Origin of the sequence: Aeromonas sp. S5(2024), assembly GCF_041403025.1 — a bacterium.
Classification (GTDB): Bacteria; Pseudomonadota; Gammaproteobacteria; order Enterobacterales; family Aeromonadaceae; genus Aeromonas; species Aeromonas hydrophila.
Genome location: NZ_JBGLRI010000006.1, coordinates 64,064 through 86,519, shown reverse-complemented (window position 1 = coordinate 86,519; position 22,456 = coordinate 64,064). Strand labels below are relative to the sequence as shown.

The window sequence follows — 22,456 nt, the reverse complement described above, 5'->3', positions numbered from 1 at the left end:
TCGCTTAACGCAGCACCTTGACGGTGTAGCTGCCATCGGCCTGACGATAGAGGCCGTGGATGTCGGTCTCGAAGCCCGGGTAGTGCGCCCCGATCTCGCACAGCATCTCGAGGAACTCGAGCACCGGCAGGGAATCCTGGGTCACCATCTCGCCCGGCAGCACCAGCGGTACTCCTGGCGGGTACGGCAGGATCATGTTGGCGCTGATGCGGTCCACCATGTCGCGCAGCGGCACTTCCACCACGTTGCCGGCCAGCTCTTGCTGCCAGGCGGCGTGCGGAGTCATCTTCATCTCCGGCAGCACGTCGAACGCCTTGAACATCAGCTCCGGCAGGCGGTACTTGCTGGTCAGCTCGTGAATGCGCTGGGCCAGCTCCTGGATGCGCATCCCTTCGTAGAAGCTCGGGTCTTCGCGATAGAGGCTCGGCAGTATGCTCTTGATGGTCAGGTTCAGGTCATAGCCACGCTTGAACTCGGTCAGGGCACGCAGCAGCTGCATCGCCTTGGACTGATCGATACCGATGGAGAACAGGAACAGCAGGTTGTAGGGGCCGGTCTTCTCCACCACGATGCCGCGCTCGTCGAGGAACTTGGAGACCAGCGAAGCCGGGATGCCGTTGTCCAGCAGCTGACCATTGCGGCCCATGCCCGGGGTCAGCAGGGTGACCTTGATGGGATCCAGGTACATGTGGTTGTCGTCGATGTCCTTGAAACCGTGCCAATCATCTTTCGGATCCAGCTTCCAGCACTCGACGGTATCGATGTCGTCCGGCTGCCATACGTCGAAGAACCAGCCTTCGCTCTGCTCGCGCAGACGCTTGATCTCTTTGCGGAAGGAGATGGCGCGATCGATGGAGTCCTTGATCAGCCGCTTGCCGGTGTTGCCACGCATCATGGCGGCGGAGATCTCGGTGGAGGCCACGATGCCGTACTGCGGCGAGGTGGAGGTGTGCATCATGAAGGCTTCGTTGAAGGTCTCTTCCTCCACGTCGCCCTTGATGTGGATCATCGACGCCTGGGAGAAGGCCGCCAGCAGCTTGTGGGTGGACTGGGTTTCATAGAACACCTTGCCCGGCATCGCTTCGCCGCTCATGCCGCACTTACCTTCATAGATCGGGCTGAAGTTGGTGTAGGGCACCCAGGCACTGTCGAAGTGGATGTAAGGGGTGTCCAGCGCCTCCTTGATGAAGCCGGTGTTGTAGAGCAGGCCATCATAGGTGGAGTTGGTGATCACGGCGTAGCGCGGCGCCTGGGCACCCGGGGTGGCGGCGACCTTGGCTTTGATCGTCTCGCGGCTGAATTCGCTCTGCGGGATGCCGCCCAGAATGCCGTAGGCGTTGCGGGTCGGACGGAAGTAGAGCGGAGTCACGTCGTTCATCATCATCAGGTGAGTGAGCGACTTGTGGCAGTTGCGATCCACCAGCACTGTGCTGCCGGCCGGCGCCGAGTACATGCCGACGATCTTGTTGGCGGTGGAGGTGCCGTTGGTGACGATGTAGGAGCGATCGGCGTTGAAGGTACGGGCGATGTACTCCTCGGCTTCCTTGTGCGGACCCGAGTGATCCAGCAGGGAACCCAGCTCCGGCATGGAGATGGAGACGTCGGCCTTGAAGGCGTTCGGGCCATAGAAGTCATAGAAGATGCTGCCGGCCGGGCTCATCTGGAAGGCGGTACCGCCCATGTGACCCGGAGTACAGAAGGTGTACTTGCCCTCTTCCACGTACTTGAACAGCGCCTTGGTGAAGGGTGGCAGGATGGCGTCCTGATACTCACTCGTGGCCTGACCCATCTTGAGGGCAATGTCGTCGGCCATGCCGAGACGGTACTCGAAGAAGTGTACGTTCAGACGCAGATCGGTCAGGTGAATGTCCAGGGTGGACTGGTCATTGGCGAAGGCGAAGATCGGCAGCTTCTCGTTGCGATCGTGGATCTCCTTGCACAGGCCCAGGGAGTATTTGTCCCAGTCGAAGATGGCGCCGCAGACGCGGGGGTTCTTCTCGATCAGCTTCAGCAGGTCGGCCACATCGACCGGATAGACGACCTCGAAACCCTTGCGCTCGAGGGAGGCTTGCAGCTGGCGAATGGGTTCTTCTTTGAAGAAAACGCCCAGGTGGTTGAGGATGGCAATGATGTTCATCGTAATGCTCCACACGTGATGGGGCGCTCTCCATCAGGGATGGTGAGTGAAGAGCGCTCGGAAAAGGAAAACGGAATTAGTGGCTGGTCTGCTCTTTGAGCAGGGCGTCGTGCTGACGCAGACCCTGTTTCTTGGCGTAGAACATCAGGATGATGAGCGACACCACGAAGGTAGCGGTGAGGTTGGAGCCCTTGGCACCCATCAGGGCCACCAGGCAGAACACGCAGGCGACACCGGAGAAGATCATGGCGCCGATGCTGCGGGAGGTCATGCCTTCAAAACGGATCAGGTTAATGCTGGAGTAGAAGTAGGGCAGCATGGTCAGCAGCACCGCATCTGTGGTCAGCACGTTGAAGAGATCGGCCGCGTGGGCGGACTGGGAGGTGAAGGCGGTCAGGCCGACCATCAGCGCAGTCATCTTGAGGGAGCCCAGGATCAGACCCTTCTTGGCGACGCCGTTCTTGTCCACTTCGCCATAGATTTTCGGGAAGTTGCCGTCGTGGGCGGCACGCTTGCCCGCCTCGCCCACCAGCATCATCCAGGAACCCAGCGAGGTGAAGCAGGCCAGGGCGGTGAAGGCGGAAACGAACGGCGCAGACCAGCTGCCGAAGATGGCGGAAGAGGCCATGGCAAACGGGGCGCCGGAGGCTGCCACTTCACCGGCCGGGAACATGCCGCTGATCACCTGGGTGGAGAGGATGTAGATGACGCCAGCGATACCGGTGCCCAGCATGGTGGCGAGCGGTACGGTGCGCTTGGGGTTCTTCACCATGCCGGAAGAGACGGCGGCGGACTCCACGCCCACGAAGGACCAGAGGCAGATCAGCACGGCGCTGATGACCGCATGCAGGTCGCTGCCGCTGGTGGTGTTCCAGTTCTGGCTGTAGACGGTGGCATCAAAATGGCCCCAGCCCATCACGGCGGTACCCACTACCGGCAACAGGATCAGCACCAGACCCAGAGTACAGAGCCGGCTCACCCAGCTGCCGCCAAGCAGGTTGACGAAGGTAAAGATCCAGACGGCGGCGATGGTGGCCGCAGCGGCCGGGATCGGGCTGTTGAGAATGGGGAAGAAGACGGAGAGGTAGGAGACGCCGGTAATGGCGATGGCCAGGTTGCCGATCCAGTTGGCATGGTAGTAGAGCACACCGGTCTGGAAACCGAACACCGGAGAGATCTCGCCGGCGTAGGCGATGGGGCCACCCTCTTGCGGGTTCTTGGTGGCGAGGCGGGCAAACACGAAGGCCAGCCCCATGGCGCCGACCAGGCAGATGGCCCAGCTGAACACAGAGATGGAACCTATGGTGGCCAGGGCCGAGGGCAGCAGTGCAATACCGCTCCCCATCATGTTGCCGGCCACCACACCTGTACAGGCGACAAGGCCGATCTTCTTGCTCGTATCTAGGGACATAAAATCTCCGGGTCGATATTAAGGCATCAAACACACGCTTGGCGGAGCCTCCCGCCAACCAATGGCCACAGACTAGGCTCCTCGGCCCCGGAAAACATAAAGACCAGCTAAGGGATAAAAACATGAGTGAACTTTTTCGACCGGTCAGCCTAAATCGATAAAAACACTTTAAAAACAAGTAACTGGCCAATGCGCCATCAAGCACCTTGATAAAACCTTGATATCCGCCGCCCCCCTTGATGCGGCCGATGAGCGCCAGTCGACACGCCTTGATATTTTTCTGAGGGGCACCGCGGCATAAAGCGCGTCATTCATGACCCACCGAGTCCGGCCATGTCCGGCAGACGGGTTCGCACGGTCCCCTTTGCTGGGTGTTTTTGCTCTTCCCTCGGCCGTGGGCACGCTCTCGCCTTCGGCCGGCAGCGCCATGCCAATGCCCGGCCGCTGCAACAGGCGCCGGCTGGCGACCACAACTGCGCCGATCTCCAGGCTCAAGACAATATCAAGGCTGAGGTTGGGCACCTTGAGTGCACACAGCACGGCACACACCGGCACCAGCTCGGCTGGTTCAGAGGTTCACCGGTTCGGCGGTTCGGCGGTTCAGAGGTTCAGAGGTTCAGAGGTTCAGAGGTTCAGCGGTTCAGCGGTTCAGCGGTTCAGCGGTTCAGCGGTTCAGCGGTTCAGCGGTTCAGCGGTTCAGCGGTTCAGCGGTTCAGCGGTTCGATGCTGGCGCCAAGGATGGCGACAACCATGGCTTATGCCTGCACGGGGCAGGCCTGATGGGGGTGGGTACGGCTGAGAGATGATGTCAGACGGCGCACCCGCCGGCGCCCCTCAGCCAACCGGCGGGGATCGCCGTCTTGGCGACAGGGCCAGGATGGCCCCGGCGGGAATCAGAACAGCTTCACCTTGCTCTGGCCAAGGGCATTGAACAGGGCCGGGGTGAGGGTTTCCATGTTGCTGTAAAAACCGAGCTGCTGGCAGAGCAGATAGGTCTGCTCGGTCGCCTCCATCAGGAAGGCCTGGCTGTAGGCATCCCCCGCCGCCTCGGGGCGGCCATCCAGTTCGGCCAGCTTGCCGCGCAGAATGTGATAGAGCACGGAGCGGCCCCGGCTGGCGGCCTCGGCCAGCAGCCGGGTAGCCTCCTGCTGCTGTCCGTTCAGGATCGCCTGCAAGGTAAGGGCCTCCCAGACCCGGGCCGGCAGAGCAGCTTGATCCCGTACCACGCTGGCCAGATGGGCACCTATGCCCTGCAGGCGCTCGCTCTGGGGAGTCCCCGTCAGGGTCGCCAGCGCCTCCCCGGCCAGATAGCGCTCCGCCAGCAGCAACGGCTGATCCGGCTGACTGGCCAGCGACTTGTCGAGCAGCTCGACGCCGCGCCTGAGGGCCACCGGATCCTGGCTGTTGATGTAGTAGTGCGCCTCCATCATGGCCATCAGCGCCCCGTCATCCGTCGGCCAGCCCATACCGGGCAGCACGTCTGGCTGATCGAGGGCACGCAGCAGATCCTGGCTGCTCGCCTGCAATACCCCGTGCACGTTGTGACGGCTGAGCTGGTACTGGTGGCTGAACAGCACCCGGTTGGTGTTGATGTTGCGGTACTCCAGATCGAGATAGGTGCCCCCCGGCTGGCGGGAGACCCGCACGCTCAGCTCCTTGCCGGGCAGGATGCCCCCCATCAGGGTGTTGGCCCCATACTGCACCCGCAGCGGCGTGGCAGCGGCCACCTCCCCCATCAGGGCGCGGGTGATACCGTCGGCCAGGCGCACGTTCTCGTTGCTGCCATCCATGCCGGAGTGAAAGCGAAATACCAGCAGGTCGGGATCCAGCATGGAGTGCACCTGGGGGCTGGCGTGCTGGTAGCTGAGCAGGCTGACGATGGAGACCAGGATCACCGCCACGAAGACATCGAAGCCGATCATCTTCCAGCGGCTGCGGCCATCCTGGGCGTGACTCGAGATGGCCCGGGTCAGCGGGCCGGCCGGGAAGGGGGCTGCGGTGACCACGGCCTTGGCATCCTCCTCTGCCGGCGGCGGGCTCGGATCGCTCTGGACCTCGTCGCCGGCTGGCGCCATCACCACCGACACCACTTGCAGCGGCCGCACCGGCGCCACCAGCTTGTAGCCGCGCTTGGGCACGGTGACTATGTAGTCGGCGGCATCGTTGCGACCGTCTTTGAGGATCTTGCGCAACTCGAAGATGGACTGGGTCACCACCTGATCGGTCACTTCGGCGCCATCCCACACCTCGTTGATCAGGCAGTCGCGCCCAAATACCGTGCCGGCGTTGCTGGCCAGGAAGCGCAACAGATTGACCAGCCGGGGCTCGAGGTAGACCTCGCGGTCGGGACGACACAGCATGTTGTCGTCGACGCTCAGGGTCCAGTCATGGATCTCAAAAACCGATTCGCTCATGATTCACTCGCTGCAGATGGAGACGATGCACGATGAGAGTGACGTAACACCGGGGCGGCTGGACGCAGCAGGGTGCTGCACAAGACTGGGCCGCCGGGAAGGTGAACATTCCTGTGAGTCAGGCCAGGCTGGCCTGTTTACGTCCGCAGAGCGTCCTTGCGGGCATGCCGATCGGGTCGATCGGAAACAATCACTTTAAGCAAAACGGGAGCGGGATCCCACTTTTTTTGGCCACAAATCGCCGTTGAATTGATCCAACAGGGTGGTTTTGGCAAACATCGTGCCAACAGGTATCCATATGAACAGGATTTTTCACTGCCCCGCTCTCGCCCAAACGCTCGCCCAAAAAAGAAGGCCCCCGCAGAGCGGGGGCCTTCCAGCATGGAACGACGCCGAAGCGCTTAGCAGTAGCCGTAGCCCAGCAGGCGCTGGTAGCGCTGCTCCAGCAGCTGCTCGGTCTCGAGCGGGCGCAGGGCGTTCAGATCCTGCTGAATGCGGTCTTTCAGGCGCTTGGCCATCTTTTCCACATTGCGGTGGGCGCCACCGAGCGGCTCCTCGACGATGTTGTCGATGAGTTTCAGCTCCTTCAGTCGCTGGGCGGTGATGCCCATGGCATCGGCCGCGACCGGTGCCTTGTCGGCACTCTTCCACAGGATGGAGGCGCACCCTTCCGGCGAGATGACCGAGTAGGTGGAGTACTGCAGCATGTTGACGCGATCGCCGACACCGATAGCCAGCGCGCCGCCGGAGCCGCCTTCACCGATCACGGTGCAGACTACCGGTACGGTCAGACCGGCCATCACTTTCAGGTTGCGGGCAATCGCCTCGGACTGGCCGCGCTCTTCGGCACCAACGCCAGGATAGGCGCCCGGGGTGTCGATGAAGGTGATGATCGGCATCTTGAAGCGCTCGGCCATCTCCATCAGGCGCAGGGCCTTGCGGTACCCTTCCGGGCGCGGCATACCGAAGTTGCGCTTGATCTTCTCCTTGGTCTCGCGCCCCTTCTGGTGGCCGATGACCATCACCGGCTCGCCGTCGAGACGGGCGATACCGCCGACGATGGCCTTGTCATCGGCATAGGCGCGATCGCCGGCCAGCTCGTCGAAGTCGGTGAAGATGTGCTCGATGTAGTCGAGGGTATAGGGGCGCTGGGGATGACGCGCCATCTGGGATACCTGCCAGGCCCCCAGATCGCCGAAGATCTTCTTGGTCAGCTCTTCGTTTTTCTTCTCCAGCCGACGGATCTCTTCTTTAAGATCCACGGCGTGATTGCCTTCACTCACATGACGGAGTTCGTCAATCTGCGCCTGCAACTCGGCGATCGGCTGTTCAAAATCCAGAAAAAGACTCATAGGGACTATAGATCCTCTAATCAAAAACCAATTCAACCCGCTCTCGTCCAAGCAGGACGCGCAAGTCATCTATCAGTTGATCGGTGGGCGTCACCCGCCACTCGGTACCGAGCGTCAATCGCACCCGGGAGCCGGGGCGACGATAGTTTACCTGAACCGGACAAACTCCGGCACGGGCGGGTTCCAAAATCTCGCACAAACGCGGGAAAAAACGATCATCAATCTGCTGTTCATCGAGAGAGATGCGGATCGCCCTGGCAAAACGCTCTCTCGCATCGTTGATATCCAGTAATTCACGGGCCGACATTTTAAGGCCACCGGAGAAGTCATCAAAGCTGACCTGTCCAGAAACCACCAAAATACGGTCTTTTTGCATCAATTCTTCATACTTTTCCAGCGCTTCACTGAACAGGGTCACATCGAGGCGACCGGAACGGTCGTCCAGGGTGAAGATCCCCATCTTGTTGCCACGCTTGGTCACCATGCTGCGCGCCGCAATCACCAAGCCGGCGGCCGTGGTCACGGTATCGCGGGAGGTGGGGTGCAGATCGCACAGCCGGCCCGAGGTATAACGACGCAACTCGCCGCTGTACTGGTTGATGGGGTGACCGGTGAGGTAGAGCCCGAGGGTCTCGCGCTCCCCTTCCAGCCACACCTTGTCAGGCCAGTGTGGCACGTTGGCGAACGCCTTCTTGACGTCGTCTATCTCTTCGGTGAGCACGCCGAACATGTCGACCTGACCCACCGCCTGCGCCTTGGCGTGCTGCTCGGCGGCGCGCATCGCCTCCTCCAGGGTCGCCATCAGGGCGGCGCGGTGGGGGCCGAGCCGATCCATGGCGCCGGAGAGAATGAGCTTCTCCATCACCCGCTTGTTGAGCTTCTTGATGTCGACCCGGTTGCAGAAGTCGAACAGATCGCGAAACGGCCCGTCCCGATCCCGCGCTTCCAGGATCGCATCGATAGGGCCTTCACCGACCCCTTTCACCGCGCCGATGCCGTAGACGATGTGACCGTCTTCGTTGACGCTGAAGCGGTAGCGACCGGTGTTGACGTCCGGCGGGATCACGGTCAGCCCCATCCGCTGGCACTCGTCCACCAGGGTCACGATCTTGTCGGTGTTGTCCATATCGGCGGTCATGACCGCCGCCATGAACTCCGCCGGGAAATGAGTCTTGAGCCAGAGGGTCTGGTAGGAGACCAGCGCATAGGCGGCAGAGTGGGATTTGTTGAAGCCGTAGCCTGCAAACTTCTCCACCAGATCGAAGATCTTCATCGCCAACTCGCCGTCGACGCCGTTCTTGACCGCGCCCTCCTCGAAGCCGGCCCGCTGCTTGGCCATCTCTTCGGGTTTTTTCTTGCCCATCGCCCGGCGCAGCATGTCCGCGCCCCCCAGCGTATAACCCGCCAGGGTCTGGGCAATCTGCATCACCTGCTCCTGGTAGAGGATGATGCCGTAGGTCGGTTCCAGAATGGGCTGCAGGCTTTCGTGCTGCCACTTCTCGTCCGGATAGGAGATGGCCTCCTTGCCGTGCTTGCGCTCGATGAAGTTGTCCACCATGCCCGACTGCAGCGGGCCCGGGCGGAACAGCGCCACCAGAGCGATCATGTCTTCGAAGCAGTCAGGCTGCAGCCGCTTGATGAGATCCTTCATGCCGCGGGATTCCAGCTGGAATACCGCGGTGGTCTCGTAGCGCTGCAGCAGGTCGAACGAGCGCTTGTCATCGATGGGGATGGCGGCGATGTCGACCGGCGGCTTGCCCTCTTTGGCAAGACGCGGGTTTATCATGCCGAGCGCCCAGTCGATGATGGTGAGCGTACGCAGGCCGAGGAAGTCGAACTTCACCAGCCCGGCGTACTCCACGTCGTTCTTGTCGAACTGGGTGACCGGGTGATGGCCTTCGTCATCGCAGTAGAGCGGCGCGAAGTCGGTGATCTTGGTGGGCGCGATCACCACGCCGCCGGCGTGTTTGCCGGCGTTGCGCACCACCCCTTCCAGCCGGCGCGCCATGTCGATGAGGTCCTTGACCTCCTCGTCCTGCTCGTAGAGCTCGGGCAGCTTGGGTTCGGCCTCGAACGCCTTGGCCAGGGTCATGCCCGGATCCGGCGGGATCAGCTTGGAGATGCGATCGACGAAGCCGTAGGCGTGGCCCAGCACCCGGCCCACGTCCCGCACCACCGCCTTGGCCGCCATGCTGCCGAAGGTGATGATCTGCGATACCGCCTCCCGACCGTACATCTCGGAGACGTGGTCGATCACCTCGTCGCGCCTGTCCATGCAGAAGTCGACGTCGAAGTCGGGCATGGATACCCGCTCGGGGTTCAGGAAACGTTCGAACAGCAGGTCAAATTCCAGCGGATCTAGGTCGGTGATCTTGAGGGCGTAGGCCACCAGAGAACCCGCCCCCGAGCCCCGGCCCGGGCCAACGGGGATGCCGTTGTCCTTGGACCACTGGATAAACTCCATCACGATGAGGAAGTAACCCGGGAAGCCCATCTGGTTGATCACTTTGAGCTCGATGTCGAGCCGCTCGTCATACTCGGGGCGGCGCTCGGCCCGCACCGCCGGATCCGGGAACAGGAATTCCAGCCGCTCCTCCAACCCCTCTTTCGACTTCATGACCAGGAAGTCTTCGGTGGTCATGTCACCGGTCGGGAAGTTGGGCAGGAAGTATTCACCGAGGCGCACCGTCACGTTGCAGCGCTTGGCGATCTCCACCGTGTTCTCCAGCGCCTCGGGGATGTCAGCAAACAGCTCCGCCATCTCCTCCTGGCTGCGCAGATACTGCTGCGGGCTGTAGCGGCGCGGCCGGCGCTTGTCCATCAGGGTATAGCCGTCGTGGATGGCGACCCGGATCTCGTGGGCGTCGAAGTCATCGGCGGTGAGGAACACCACCTCGTTGGTGGCCACCACCGGCAGCGCGAACTCGGTGGCAATCGCCACCGCCATGTGCAGGTAGACCTCTTCATCGGGGCGGCCGGTACGCAACAGCTCCAGATAATAGGCGTCGGGGAAGTGGGTCTGATAGAAGGCGAGACACTGCTCGGTCATCTGGCGGTTGCCCTTGAGCAGGAACTTGCCCACGTCCCCCTCGCGCCCGCCGGAGAGCACGATCACCCCCTTGGCGTGCTCGGCCAGCCAGGCCTTGTCGATGACCGGGCGCCCCTGCACGTGACCGCGCTGATAGCCGCGGGAGATGAGCAAGGTGATGTTCTGGTAGCCGTCGTTGTCCATGGCGAGCAGGGTGAGGCGGAACTGCTCGTCGCCAAGCTCGTCACTCTGCACCCAGAAGTCGGCCCCGACGATGGGCTTGACGCCCTTGCCGTGGGCGGCGCCGTAGAAGCGCACCAGGCCACACATGTTCATCTGGTCGGTCAGCGCCAGCGCCGGCATGTTGTTGGCCGCCGCCGCACCGACGATGGGATTGATCTTCTGCAGGCCGTCGACCATGGAGAAGTCGGAGTGGACCCGCAGGTGGATAAAACGGGGTTCAGCCATCGTCATCCCCTCTCGTTGCTCGGACTAAATTGCATGGTCTATTCGATCCCCAGTGCGCGACGCACCGGTTTGAAACTTTTGCGATATTCAGGCAGCGGGCCGCGCTCGGCCAGGATGGCGAGGTGCTCCGCGGTCGGATAGCCCTTGTGACGGGCGAAACCGTACTCGGGATGACGGCTGTCCAGCTCGGTCATCTCCGCATCGCGAGTCACCTTGGCCAGAATCGATGCGGCGCTGATGGCAGCCACCAGGCTGTCACCCTTGACCACGGCGCGGGCCTCCATCGGCAATGCCGGACAGCGATTACCATCGATAAAGACCAGCGCCGGGGTGACCTTCAACCCCGCCACGGCGCGCTGCATCGCCAGCATGGTGGCGTGAAGGATGTTGAGCTCGTCGATCTCCGCCGGGCTGGCACGGCCGACGGACCAGGCCAGCGCCTTCTCTTTGATCTCGTCAAACAGGGCGAGCCGCTTCTTCTCGGAGAGCTTCTTGGAGTCGTTCAGCCCGATGATGGGGTTGGCCGGGTCAAGAATCACCGCGGCGGTGACCACGTCACCCACCAGCGGGCCACGGCCCACCTCGTCCACACCGGCAACCAGCCTGTCGTCAGGAATATCGATCATCATCTTGTAGCCTTGAATCAAAACAGGCCCCGCAGGGCCTGGCGTCACGTTGGTGCAGCCCCTGCGGCCGCCCGGAAGTTATCTGCCGAGCAGCTCGGCCACCGCTTCGGCCGCCTGCTGATCCGCGTTGCAGCGGATGAGCTGATGGAGCTCGGTGAAGGTATTCACCAGCGCGCTGTTGTCGTGCTCGAAGAACTTGCTCACCTCGACCACCAGATTCTCCGGGGTGCATTCGTGCTGGATGAGCTCAGGCACCAGCATGCGGCCGGCCAGCAGGTTGGGCAGGGAGACGAATTCGGTCTTCACCAGCCGCTGGGCCAGCCAGTAGCTGAACGGCTTGAGCTTGTACCCCACCACCATCGGCTTTTTCACCAGCATGGCTTCAAGCGCCGCGGTGCCGGAGGCCAGCATCACCACGTCGGCGGCGATCATCGCCTCGCGGCCCTGCCCTTCCAGCAGCACCATGTCGAGATCCGGCGCCAGCTCGGCCTTGATGGCCAGGAACTGCTCGCGCCGCTTCTGGTTGACCAGCGGCACGATGAAACCGAGATCCGGATAGCGCACCGTCAGGTGCTTGCAGGCCTCGAGAAACAGGGGCGACATAAAGCCCACCTCGGCACTGCGGCTGCCCGGCAGCACCGCCAGCCAGCGCCGGTTGGCGTCGATGCCGAGGGTTCTGCGTACCGCGGCCTGATCCGGCACCAGCGGGATGTCGTCCGCCATGGTGTGGCCGACGAAGCGGCAAGGGGCATCGAAGCGGTCGTAGAAGGCTTTCTCGAACGGCAGGAAGGCGAGCACTATGTCGGTGGCGGCCTTGATCTTGTGAATGCGGTTCTGGCGCCAGGCCCACACCGAGGGGCTGACGTAGTGAACCGTCTTGATACCGGCGCGGCGCAGTTTGAGCTCCACCCCGATATTGAAATCCGGTGCATCCACCCCGATGAAGATGTCGGGCGGATTGGCGATGAAGTGGCGCAGCAGTTCGCGGCGGACCTTGAGAATGCGCGGCAGACGGCCCAGCACCTCGGTGATCCCCATGACGGAAAGCTCTTCCATCTCGAACAGCGCCTTCACGCCGAGGGCCTGCATGCGCGGCCCGGCGATCCCTTCGAACTGGGCGTCCGGGTAGCGGGCCTGCAGCTCGCGCACCAGGCCGGCAGCCAGAATGTCGCCGGAAACCTCTCCGGCGACGATACCGATGCGAACGGGATCAGGCACGGATGATCCCGCGCTCGTTGTCTTTGAGGAAATCCACGTAGAGCTGGATTGCCGGCTCGGCTTGCGCCATCTCAGTCAGCACCGGCAGCACCTCTTCGATGGTCTTGCCGGAGCGGAAGATCTCTTTGTAGGCGCGCTTGACGGCGGAGATGGCCTCAGGCGTATAACCACGGCGACGCAGCCCCTCGGAGTTGACCCCGAACGGCTTGGCGTAGTTGCCGGCGGCCATCACGTAGGGCGGCACGTCCTTGTTGAGGGCGGCGCAGCCACCGACGAAGGCGTGGGAGCCGACGCGGCCGAACTGGTGGATCGCGGAGAGACCGCCGAAGATCACGAAATCGCCGATCACCACGTGGCCCGCCAGGGTCGCGTTGTTGGCGAAGATGCAGTTGTCACCGATGATGCAGTCGTGGGCAACGTGAACGTTGACCATGAACAGGTTGCCGCTGCCGATCCTGGTCAGGGACTGATCCTGGATGGTGCCGCGGTGCACGGTGCAGTTCTCGCGAAAGACGTTGTTGTCGCCGATCTCGAGGAAGGTGCGCTCGCCGGCGTACTTCTTGTCCTGGCAATCCTCACCGATGGAGGTGTGCTGGAAGATCTTGTTGCCGCGACCAATCTTGGTCGGGCCCTTGATCACCACATGGGAGCTGACCCAGGTGTTGTCGCCGATTTCCACCTCGGCACCGATGACAGAAAAGGGGCCGATTTCAACCCCTTTACCGATGACGGCAGACTCATGGACGACGGCAGTATCGTGAATGATGGCAGTCTGGTCGATCACGTGTGTTAAACCTCGCGTTTGGCGCACATCAGCTCGGCGGTACAGACCACTTCACCGTTGACCGTGGCCACACCGGTGAACTTGGCGATACCGCGACGCTCTTTCAGGAATTCCACGTCGAGCACCAGCTGATCGCCGGGGCCCACCGGACGCTTGAAACGAGCGTTGTCGATTGAGGCAAAGTAATAGAGTTCATTGGGAGACGGCTTGCCCACCATGGTAAACGCCAGGATACCGGTGGCCTGTGCCATGGCTTCCAGGATCAGCACGCCGGGGAACACCGGCTTGGCCGGGAAGTGGCCCTGAAAGATCGGCTCGTTGAACGAGACGTTCTTGATGGCACGCAAGGTCTTGCGCTCATCGCTGATCTCGTAGTTTTCCACCTTGTCCACCATCAGGAACGGATAACGGTGGGGCAGCAGATCCATTATTTCCTGGATACCCAGGCTCTTCTTTTCAGTAGTCAAAACAGTACCCTATACCAATCGTGATTATTCTTGGTCCAGCTTCTTCTCAAGCTTGCTCAACCGCTTGTGCATCTCTTCGATACGCATCACCCGGGCGGCGGTCTTGCGCCACTCTTTATTGGTTTGCAGGGGGATGCCGGAAGAGTAGACACCGGGCTCGGTAATGGGTCGCATCACCATGGCCATGCCGGTAACGGTGGCCTGGTCGCAGATCTCCATGTGCCCGTTAAAGACGGAGGCGCCGCCAATGATACAGTATTTGCCGACCTTGAGACTACCTGCCATCACGGTGGAGCCCGCCACGGCGGTGCCGTAGCCGATCTCGACGTTGTGGGCGATCTGGCACTGGTTGTCGATGATGACGTTGTCAGCGATGCGGGTATCTTCCAGCGCGCCGCGGTCGATGGTGGTGCAGGCACCGATCTCGACCCGGTTGCCGATGGTCACGCCGCCGAGCTGGGGGATCTTGATCCACTCGCCGCGCTCGTTGGCATAACCGAACCCATCGGCCCCGATCACTGTGCCGGATTGAACCAGACAGTCGGTGCCCATGGTGATGTTGTGATACAGGGTAACGTTGGCCCACAACCGGGAGCGAGCTCCCAGTCGGGTATTCTTGCCAACGAAACAGCCCGGACCGATGCGCACATCATCCCCCAGCACCACGCCGGATTCGATCACCGCATTGGCCCCGATGGCCACTCTCTCGCCCAGTTGCACGTCCGCCGCGATGACGGCGCTCGGATGGATATCCGTGGCCGGCTGTGGGGTGGTGTCCAGCAGTTGGGCAACCCGGGCAAAGCCCACATAGGGGTCTTTGAGCACCAGGGCATTGGTGGGACAAAATGGCAGATCCGCTTCTGTGATGAGCACGGCGGTCGCCTTGCTCTGCTCCAGATAATGCCGGTACTTTTTATTGGACAGGAAGGTGATATCCCCCTCCCCGGCCTTTTCCAGTGTCGCTACCTTGCGGATTTCCAGGGTTCCGTCGCCATGGACCTGGGCCCCCAGTTGCTGGGCCAGCTGTGCGAGAGTGAATGCCATCAATTAGTTGCTCTTGCTTACCTGAGAAATAACCTGGGCAGAGATGTCCAGCTTGCTGGCGGCGTACGGGGCGGCGTTGCGCTCCAGCACCAGATCGTAACCATTGCTCTTGGCGATGGAATCGATGGCAGCCTGCACCTTGGTCAGGATCTTGTTGCGCTCTTCGGACTGACGGCGACCGTTGTCCTGTTCAAACGCCTGACGCTTCTGGTTGAACTCCATCTGCAGCTTGGCCAGCTTCTCCTGGTTCTGCTTCTTCTGCTCGGCGCTCATGAAGGCTTCGTCCTTCTTGAACTTCTCGACCAGTTTCTGACCGTCGGATTCCAGCTTCTGCAGCTCACGCATGCGCGGCTCGAATTCGCCTTTCAGCTTCTTGGAGACTGCTTCACGCTGGGGCAGCTTTTGGAATACTTCGCCCATGTCGACCACGGCGATCTTGGTCTCGGCCAAGGCGGAGCCCATGCCGGCAGCCATCAGTGCAAAACTCAAACCAGCTACTTTCAACGCTTTATTCACACTTACTCCTTGTTCCCTCATGTGAGGGCTACCTGATTTACCTGATTATGCAAGTGGTACCCGGACCGACTTGTTACCTGGTGAGGCACGCAAGCTGCGCGTCCCATCATTGAATACCCCCACCGCTGGGTGGGGGCAGGGTCCGTCCTTAGAAGGTACGGCCGATGTTGAATGAGAAGAACTCGGTCCGGTCGCCCTCGTACTGCTTGAGCGGACGGGCAATCGCGAACACCAGCGGGCCCATCGGGGAGAGCCACTGCAGCGACAGACCGGCCGAGGCGCGGTAGTTGGTCGGATCGGAATAGTCGGCCAGATAGTTGCAGCCGCTGAAACAACGGTTGCGGTACTGGTCATAGTCAAAGGTGGTATCCCACACGGAGCCGGCATCGATGAAGAAGCTGGTCCGCAGTTGCGGCTGATAGGTCTCGGACGCAAACGGCGTCGGCACTATCATCTCGAGGGAGGCGACCGCCAGGGCGTTGCCGCCCACCGAGCTGTCGGTGCCCTGGATGACGTCGTTGCCGCTCAGGTTGTAGTAGTAGAGCGCCTTCGGACCCACGGTATTGCTCTTGAAGCCGCGCAGGGTATCGAAACCACCGGCGAAGTAGTTCTCGAAGAACGGCAATACGTGGTCATAGCTGCCGTTGCTGCCGTAGCCGTTGCCGTAGGAGGCACGCGCCTTGGCCATCAGCACCCACTTGTGATCCGCATCGAACGGGAAGTAGTGCGCGTCTTCGGCGTTGAGCTTGAAGTACTGCAGATCCATGCCCGGCACGGTCACCTTGGCGTTGACCCGCTGACGGTCACCGGCGGTCGGGAACTGGCCCTTGTTGAGGGTGGAACGGGTCCAGCCGGCGGTGACGTCGACGGTGTTGAACACCATGCGGTTGTCGCCATCCTTGTTCTCGCTGTACACCTTCCAGAACTCATCCACCTGCAGATAGGGGTTGGGCTGGGACAGTTTGTTGTTTTCGACCCCGAGGCTGAAGTCGAGACGGTTGTTCTCGTTGACCGGGAAACCACTGGAGAGGCGGAAGCCGATGGTGGTGTTCTCGTAGTCCACGATGTTGGCGTCGGCCGCACTGAACTGGTTGTAGTAGAGACGACCGCCGAGGCTGACCCCGTCCACGGTGAAGTAGGGATCGTTGTAGCTGAGGTCGACGCTCTTGGAGTACTTGTTGGTACTGGCGGAGATGCCGATCTTCTTGCCGGTCCCCATGAAGTTGTCCTGCTGCAGGCCCGCCTGCAGACTCAGGCCAGATTCGGTACCGTAGCCCACACCGGCGTTGATGGAACCGGCCGGCTGCTCCTTGACCTTGAAGTCCAGATCGACCTGGTCATCGCTGCCCGGCACCCGCTTGGTGTCCACTTCGGCGGTTTCGAAGAAGCCGAGGCGGTTGAGACGGGTCTTGGACTGCTCGACGCTGTCGGAAGAGAGCCAGGTGCCCTCCATCTGACGCATCTCGCGGCGCAGCACTTCGTCCTTGGTGGTGACGTTGCCGGTGAAGTTGATGTTGCGCACATAGACGCGGGGGCCCGGCTCGATGTTGACGATGAGCTCCACTTCCTTGGTCTGATCGTTGACCTGCGGGAAGGTGACCACTTTCGGGTAGGCGTAGCCGTAGCGACCGAGGAACTTGGAGAGCACCTCTTCGGTGTGGGTCACCTGGCTGGCGGAGTAGATGCTGCCGGTCTCGATGGGGATGAGCCCCTTCATCTCGCCGCCGCGATCGATCAGATCGCCCTTGAGCTGGATGCCGGACACCTTGTATTGATCCCCTTCCTTGACGTTGAGGGTGACGTAGACCCCCTTCTTGTCCGGGGTCATGGAGACCTGGGTCGACTCCTGGGTAAAGCGGATGTAACCGCGGTCCATGTAGTAGGAGCGCAGGGTTTCGATGTCGCCGGCCAGCTTCTGCTTCTGGTAGCGCTGGTCACCGGTGAAGTTCCACCAGGGCACGTCGTCCTTGAGGGAGAGCTGGGCCAGCAGCTTCTCTTCCGGGAACACGTTGTTGCCGACGATGTTGATCTGCTGGATCTTGGCCGCTTCCCCTTCCACGAAGGTGAACTTGAGGTCGACCCGGTTGCGCGGCAGCGGGGTGACGATGGCCTTGACCTTGGCGGAGTACTTGCCCACACCGTAGTAGAAATCTTCCAGCCCCTTCTCGAGGGAGCTCAGCACGGTGCGATCCAGCGGATCACCCACCCGGATGCCGGAGGACTCCAGGCTCTGGGTCAGCTGCTCTTCCTTGATATCCTTGTTGCCGGAAAACTCGATGCTGGAGATGGTCGGCCGCTCTTTGACCGCCACTTGCAGCACCTGGCCGTCGCGGTAGACCTTGACGTCCTCGAAGTTGCCGGAGGCATAGAGCTTCTTGATGGCGTTGGCCAGCGTCACGGAATCGACGGAATCGCCCACCCGGATCGGCAGGTTCAGCAGGGCGGCACCCAGGGTCACCCGCTGCAGACCTTCAACCTGAATATCTTGCACCACAAAAGAGGCAGGGGCCGCCTGGGCCAGGAAACTGGCACCCAGCAGGCAACTCAACACCAATGCTTTTTTAACAGCCATTTTGTTCTTATGTGTCCTTGTTGATGCTCTGGCCTCAGAGGCGAGCGAAATCATTAAACAGCGCAATACCCATCAGTAACATCAGAATGGCGGCGCCAATCCGGAAACCCACTTCCTGAATTTTTTCTGATACCGGCTTGCCGGTGACCGCCTCGATGAGGAAGTAGACCAGATGGCCACCGTCCAGCACCGGCAGGGGGAACAGGTTGATGATCCCCAGGTTGACGCTGATCAGCGCCAGAAAGCCGAGAAAGTAGACCAGACCGTAGTCGGCACTGCTGCCCGCGCCCTTGGCAATGGAGATGGGGCCGCTCAGGTTGTCCAGCGAGACGATGCCACCGATCAGCTTGCCGATCATGTCGAAGGTCAGGGTGGTCAGGCTCCAGGTCTTCTGGGCGCCCTGCCACAGGGCTTGCAAAGGCCCATACTGTAACAGAATCCGATACTCATCCGGTAATGGAACCAGTTGCGGCGACAGGCCGACAAAACCGACCAGCTGGCCCCGCACCTTCTTGGCATCCGGCGTCAGGGTCAGGGTCAGCTCGCTGCCCGCCCGCTCGACGGTCACCTCAAGCGGCTGCCGGGGCGACTGCTGCACCTGGTGGACAAACTGGGCCCACTCGGTGATCTCCTGCTCCCCTACCCGTTTGATGCGATCGCCCGCCTGAACGCCGGCCTTCTCGCTGGCGCTCGCGGCCACCACCGCATCGACCACCGGCAGCACCTTGCCACCAAGCGGCACTATGCCCAGGCTGCCGATGGGAGACTCCTTGTCGGGGTCAAATTTCCAGCCGGCCAGCTGCAATGTCTTGTCCACCGCGTAGCTGGTGTTGGCCGCCTTGAGCTTGAGCTGGACCGAGTCATCGCCAAGGTGGCTGATGAGGGCATAGGTCACGCTCTCCCAGTCACCGGTCTCCTCGCCGCCGACGCCGACGATCTCCATGCCGGGTTCCACCCCGGCCGCCGCCACGATGGACGCGGGACGTACCTCACCCACCACGGGTTTGACGGCGGGCACGCCGATCATGAACATCAGCCAGAGGGCGAACAGGGCAAACACGAAGTTGGCCATGGGGCCGGCAGCCACGATGGCCATCCGCGCCCAGACGCTCTTGTGATTGAAAGCGTACTGCTCGTCACCCGGTTTGAGCTCGTCCACCCGGCCGTCCAGCATCTTGACGTAACCGCCGAGGGGGATCAGGGCCAGCACGTACTCGGTGCCATCCTTGCCCAGCCGACGCCAGATGGCCTTGCCGAAACCGATGGAGAAACGTTCGACCTTGACGCCGCAGCGACGCGCCACCCAGAAGTGGCCGAATTCATGTACCGCAACCAGCAGCCCGAGGGCGACGATAAAGGCACCGATGTTCCACAACACACCGCCCATCAGCCCATCACCTCGCTTTCATGCATGGTCCTGTCTCCGACAATCAGGGTGAAGGCAGCACAATGCCACGAAACAGCTCTCATCAGCTAAGCTCCTCAATCAAATTGTGAGCACGGGCACGGGCCGCCCCATCCAGCGCAATCAAATCGTCCAGCGAACCGGCCACCGTACCGCCCAGGGCGAGCATGGTGGCCTCATTGACTCTGGCAATATCCATAAAACCGATCCGCTCTGCAAGGAAAGCCGCCACGGCCTCCTCGTTGGCGGCATTGAGGGCCGTAGTCGCGGCCTGCCCCTGCTGACAGGCATGCATGGCAAGCTGCAGGCAGGGATAGCGCTCATAGTCGGGACGGATAAAGCTGAACTCTCCGACACTGAAGAAATCCAAAGGTTCCACACCGGACTCGATTCGAGCCGGATAGGCCAGCGCGTGGGCGATGGGGGTGCACATGTCCGGATTGCCGAGCTGGGCCAGCACGGAGCCGTCCTTGTACTGCACCATGGAGTGAATCACCGACTGGGGATGGATCACCACCTGGATCTGCTCGGGCGCCGCGTTGAACAGCCAGCGCGCCTCGATGTACTCCAGCCCCTTGTTGATCATGGTGGCGGAGTCGACCGAGATCTTGGCCCCCATGGACCAGTTGGGATGGGCGATGGCCTGAGCCGGGGTGACGCGGGCCAGCTCAGCGATGTCGGTATAACGGAACGGGCCGCCGGAGCCGGTCAGCAGGATCTTGCTGATGCCCGCTCCCGCCAGGTCGCAAAAGCCCGGCTGGCGCTGGATGGCCTCGGGCAGGCACTGGAAAATGGCGTTGTGTTCGCTGTCGATGGGCAGCAGCTCGGCCCCGTGCTCGCGCACCGCCTCCATGAAGAAGGCGCCGGACATCACCAGGGCCTCCTTGTTGGCCAGCAGGATGCGCTTGCCGGCACGCACGGCAGCCATGGTGGGCGCAAGCCCGGCGGCACCGACGATGGCGGCCATCACACTGTGGGCATCGGGGTGAGCGGCCACTTCGCACAGGGCGGCCGGGCCAGCCATGACGTGAGTCGCGCTGCCGTGGGTCTTGAGTTGAGCGGCCAGCTCGCTGGCGGCGGCCTCGTCCACCATGACGGCGAAGCGGGGGGAGAATTCGAGGCAGTCGCGCAGCATGGCCTCCACGCTGCGGGCCGCGGTCAGCGCCAGTACCTGCCAGCGCCCCGGATTGTGCCGCAGTACCTTGAGCGTACTCTGACCGATGGAGCCGGAGGCTCCCAGAATCACCAGGTTATGCATCAAAACTCCCGCTGTATGACGAATGGATGGCGCCCGCCGCAGGCAGACGCATCAGGCTGAGCATCAAAACTCCTGGCTGAGCAACAGATAGCTGAGCAGGAATACCGGCAGCGCGGCGGTCAGGCTATCGATCCGATCGAGGATGCCACCGTGGCCGGGCAACAGGGTGCCTGAATCCTTGATGCCGGCTTCGCGCTTGAACATGCTCTCGGTGAGATCGCCGAGCACCGAGGCCAGCACCGCCAGCAAGGAGCAGAACAGCACGATGGCCATCTTGGCGGGCACGAAGCCCATGAACCAGGTCACCCCGACCGCCAGCAGGCTGGCGGTAAACAGGCCGCCACACATGCCTTCGATGGTTTTGCCGGGGCTCACGGCCGGCGCCAGCTTGTGTTTGCCGAACGCCTTGCCGAAAAAATACGCGCCAGAATCTGCCGCCCAGACCAGTCCCATCACGAACAGCAGGATCCAGGCCCCCATCATGGGGTCGTGATAGAAGTTGTAACCACGGATGGCCACCAGGGACCAGAAGAAGGGGACCAGGGTCACCAGGCCGAACAGGGACTTGAGCCAGATGGACTCCTTCCACAGCTTGGCACTCTGGGGATAGCGCAACACCAGCAGCAGCCCCAGCAGCCACCAGCTGACGGCGGTCCAGAGCACGCCCATCACCAGCGGATGCAGATGAGGAGTCCACAGCTGCTCCACCGGCAGCCAGAACAGGCTGGCTCCGAGCAGCAGGCAGTACACCAGCGGCAGCCACTGCTGCGGCTTGGCAGAGACGAAGCCGCTCCACTCGCGGCTGGCCAACAGAAATACCAGGGATGCCAACAGGGCAAAGAATTTCAACGGCAGAAAAAACAGCGCCCCCAACACCAGGGGAACCAGTAGCAATGCGGTAATAATTCGTTGTTTTAGCAAAAGAAGCCTCTCTCTTGGGAGGGGGGTTAGCCGGTCTGTTGCTCGGCGATCAATTCCCGGATCTGTTCACCCGTGCAGCCGAAACGACGCTCACGGGCCACGAAGGAGGCAACGGCCTCGCTGAACTCGGCCTCGTTGAAATCAGGCCACAGCACCGGGGTAAAATAGAGCTCGGCATAGGCGAGCTGCCATAACACAAAATTGCTGATGCGATGATCGCCCCCGGTGCGGATCAGCAGATCCACCGGCGGCAGGTCGGCCATGCATACCTCGCGGCCAAGCATGGCTTCATCTATCTGGTCGGCAGCCAGTTCCCCGCTCGCCACGGCACGGGCCAGCTTGCGGGCCGCCTGGGCGATGTCCCACTGACCACCGTAATTGGCGGCGATATTGAGGGTCAGCCCCTGATTGTTGGCGGTCAGCGCCTCCGCCTTGGCAATCTTGGCCTGCAGACGCTCGCTGAAACGGGCGGTATCACCGATCACCTTGAGCCGGATGCCGTTGCTGTGCAGCTTCTGCACCTCACGGCCCAGCACCGTCATGAACAGCTCCATCAAGGCGCTGACCTCCCCTTCCGGGCGACGCCAGTTCTCGCTGGAAAACGCAAACAGGGTCAGCGCGTCTATCTTGGCCCGCGCAGCAAAGGTTACCGCCTCGCGAACAGACTTCACGCCTGCCTTGTGGCCATAGACCCGCATCTTGCCACGGTTCTGGGCCCAGCGTCCGTTGCCGTCCATGATGATGGCGACGTGACGAGGCAAGGACGAATTGGCGCAATCACCTACGGCTGCCAAAAGCGACATTCATTTCTCCCACAAAGACAAAAGCGCCGTGC

At 61.8% G+C, this 22,456-nt stretch carries 16 protein-coding genes; all 16 read right to left on the bottom strand.

Annotated features, from left to right (window positions below; translation table 11 throughout):
- Positions 1-4: 4 nt before the first annotated feature.
- Positions 5-2,137, bottom strand: coding sequence for a lysine decarboxylase CadA (locus ACB032_RS13530; protein WP_371138093.1), 2,133 nt, complete (start codon positions 2,135-2,137; stop codon positions 5-7).
- Positions 2,138-2,213: 76 nt separating this feature from the next.
- The gene (gene cadB, locus ACB032_RS13525) at positions 2,214-3,548 is read right to left on the bottom strand and encodes a cadaverine/lysine antiporter (protein ID WP_024946039.1); all 1,335 of its coding nucleotides are present in this window, start codon (positions 3,546-3,548) and stop codon (positions 2,214-2,216) included.
- Positions 3,549-4,441: 893 nt separating this feature from the next.
- Positions 4,442-5,962, bottom strand: a complete 1,521-nt coding sequence (gene cadC, locus ACB032_RS13520) for a lysine decarboxylation/transport transcriptional activator CadC (protein WP_371138092.1) — start codon at positions 5,960-5,962, stop codon at positions 4,442-4,444.
- A gap of 401 nt (positions 5,963-6,363) precedes the next feature.
- Positions 6,364-7,314 carry an acetyl-CoA carboxylase carboxyl transferase subunit alpha gene (gene accA / locus ACB032_RS13515; RefSeq protein WP_016349878.1) on the bottom strand — a complete coding sequence of 317 codons (951 nt, stop codon included), beginning with the start codon at positions 7,312-7,314 and terminating at the stop codon, positions 6,364-6,366.
- Positions 7,315-7,330: 16 nt separating this feature from the next.
- The gene (dnaE, locus tag ACB032_RS13510) at positions 7,331-10,810 is read right to left on the bottom strand and encodes a DNA polymerase III subunit alpha (protein WP_011705106.1); all 3,480 of its coding nucleotides are present in this window, start codon (positions 10,808-10,810) and stop codon (positions 7,331-7,333) included.
- Between the two features lie 38 nt (positions 10,811-10,848).
- Complete coding sequence (gene rnhB / locus ACB032_RS13505) at positions 10,849-11,439, bottom strand: ribonuclease HII (protein ID WP_162518568.1); 591 nt, start codon at positions 11,437-11,439, stop codon at positions 10,849-10,851.
- A 75-nt stretch (positions 11,440-11,514) separates the two neighbouring features.
- The gene (gene lpxB / locus ACB032_RS13500; protein ID WP_371138091.1) at positions 11,515-12,654 is read right to left on the bottom strand and encodes a lipid-A-disaccharide synthase; all 1,140 of its coding nucleotides are present in this window, start codon (positions 12,652-12,654) and stop codon (positions 11,515-11,517) included.
- Positions 12,647-13,438: an acyl-ACP--UDP-N-acetylglucosamine O-acyltransferase gene (gene lpxA / locus ACB032_RS13495; protein ID WP_011705103.1), complete on the bottom strand. Its 792-nt coding sequence runs from the start codon at positions 13,436-13,438 to the stop codon at positions 12,647-12,649. Before lpxA ends, lpxB begins: the two co-directional genes overlap by 8 nt.
- Before the next feature lie 5 nt (positions 13,439-13,443).
- Positions 13,444-13,905 carry a 3-hydroxyacyl-ACP dehydratase FabZ gene (fabZ, locus tag ACB032_RS13490; RefSeq protein WP_010634777.1) on the bottom strand — a complete coding sequence of 154 codons (462 nt, stop codon included), beginning with the start codon at positions 13,903-13,905 and terminating at the stop codon, positions 13,444-13,446.
- Positions 13,906-13,929: 24 nt separating this feature from the next.
- Entirely contained in the window at positions 13,930-14,949 is a 1,020-nt protein-coding gene (lpxD, locus tag ACB032_RS13485; protein ID WP_011705102.1) for a UDP-3-O-(3-hydroxymyristoyl)glucosamine N-acyltransferase, read from the bottom strand.
- Between the two features lie 3 nt (positions 14,950-14,952).
- Positions 14,953-15,465, bottom strand: coding sequence for an OmpH family outer membrane protein (locus ACB032_RS13480; protein WP_011705101.1), 513 nt, complete (start codon positions 15,463-15,465; stop codon positions 14,953-14,955).
- A gap of 148 nt (positions 15,466-15,613) precedes the next feature.
- Positions 15,614-18,037: an outer membrane protein assembly factor BamA gene (gene bamA, locus ACB032_RS13475; protein WP_011705100.1), complete on the bottom strand. Its 2,424-nt coding sequence runs from the start codon at positions 18,035-18,037 to the stop codon at positions 15,614-15,616.
- A 34-nt stretch (positions 18,038-18,071) separates the two neighbouring features.
- Positions 18,072-19,424 (bottom strand): sigma E protease regulator RseP, encoded by a 1,353-nt coding sequence (gene rseP, locus ACB032_RS13470; protein WP_263675771.1) that lies wholly within the window; start codon positions 19,422-19,424, stop codon positions 18,072-18,074.
- A gap of 82 nt (positions 19,425-19,506) precedes the next feature.
- A complete protein-coding gene (gene ispC / locus ACB032_RS13465; protein ID WP_371138090.1) occupies positions 19,507-20,700 on the bottom strand; it encodes a 1-deoxy-D-xylulose-5-phosphate reductoisomerase in 1,194 nt (397 codons plus the stop codon).
- A 63-nt stretch (positions 20,701-20,763) separates the two neighbouring features.
- A complete protein-coding gene (locus ACB032_RS13460; RefSeq protein WP_005303453.1) occupies positions 20,764-21,621 on the bottom strand; it encodes a phosphatidate cytidylyltransferase in 858 nt (285 codons plus the stop codon).
- A 26-nt stretch (positions 21,622-21,647) separates the two neighbouring features.
- Positions 21,648-22,424 carry a polyprenyl diphosphate synthase gene (gene uppS, locus ACB032_RS13455; protein ID WP_017408605.1) on the bottom strand — a complete coding sequence of 259 codons (777 nt, stop codon included), beginning with the start codon at positions 22,422-22,424 and terminating at the stop codon, positions 21,648-21,650.
- Between the last annotated feature and the right edge of the window lie 32 nt (positions 22,425-22,456).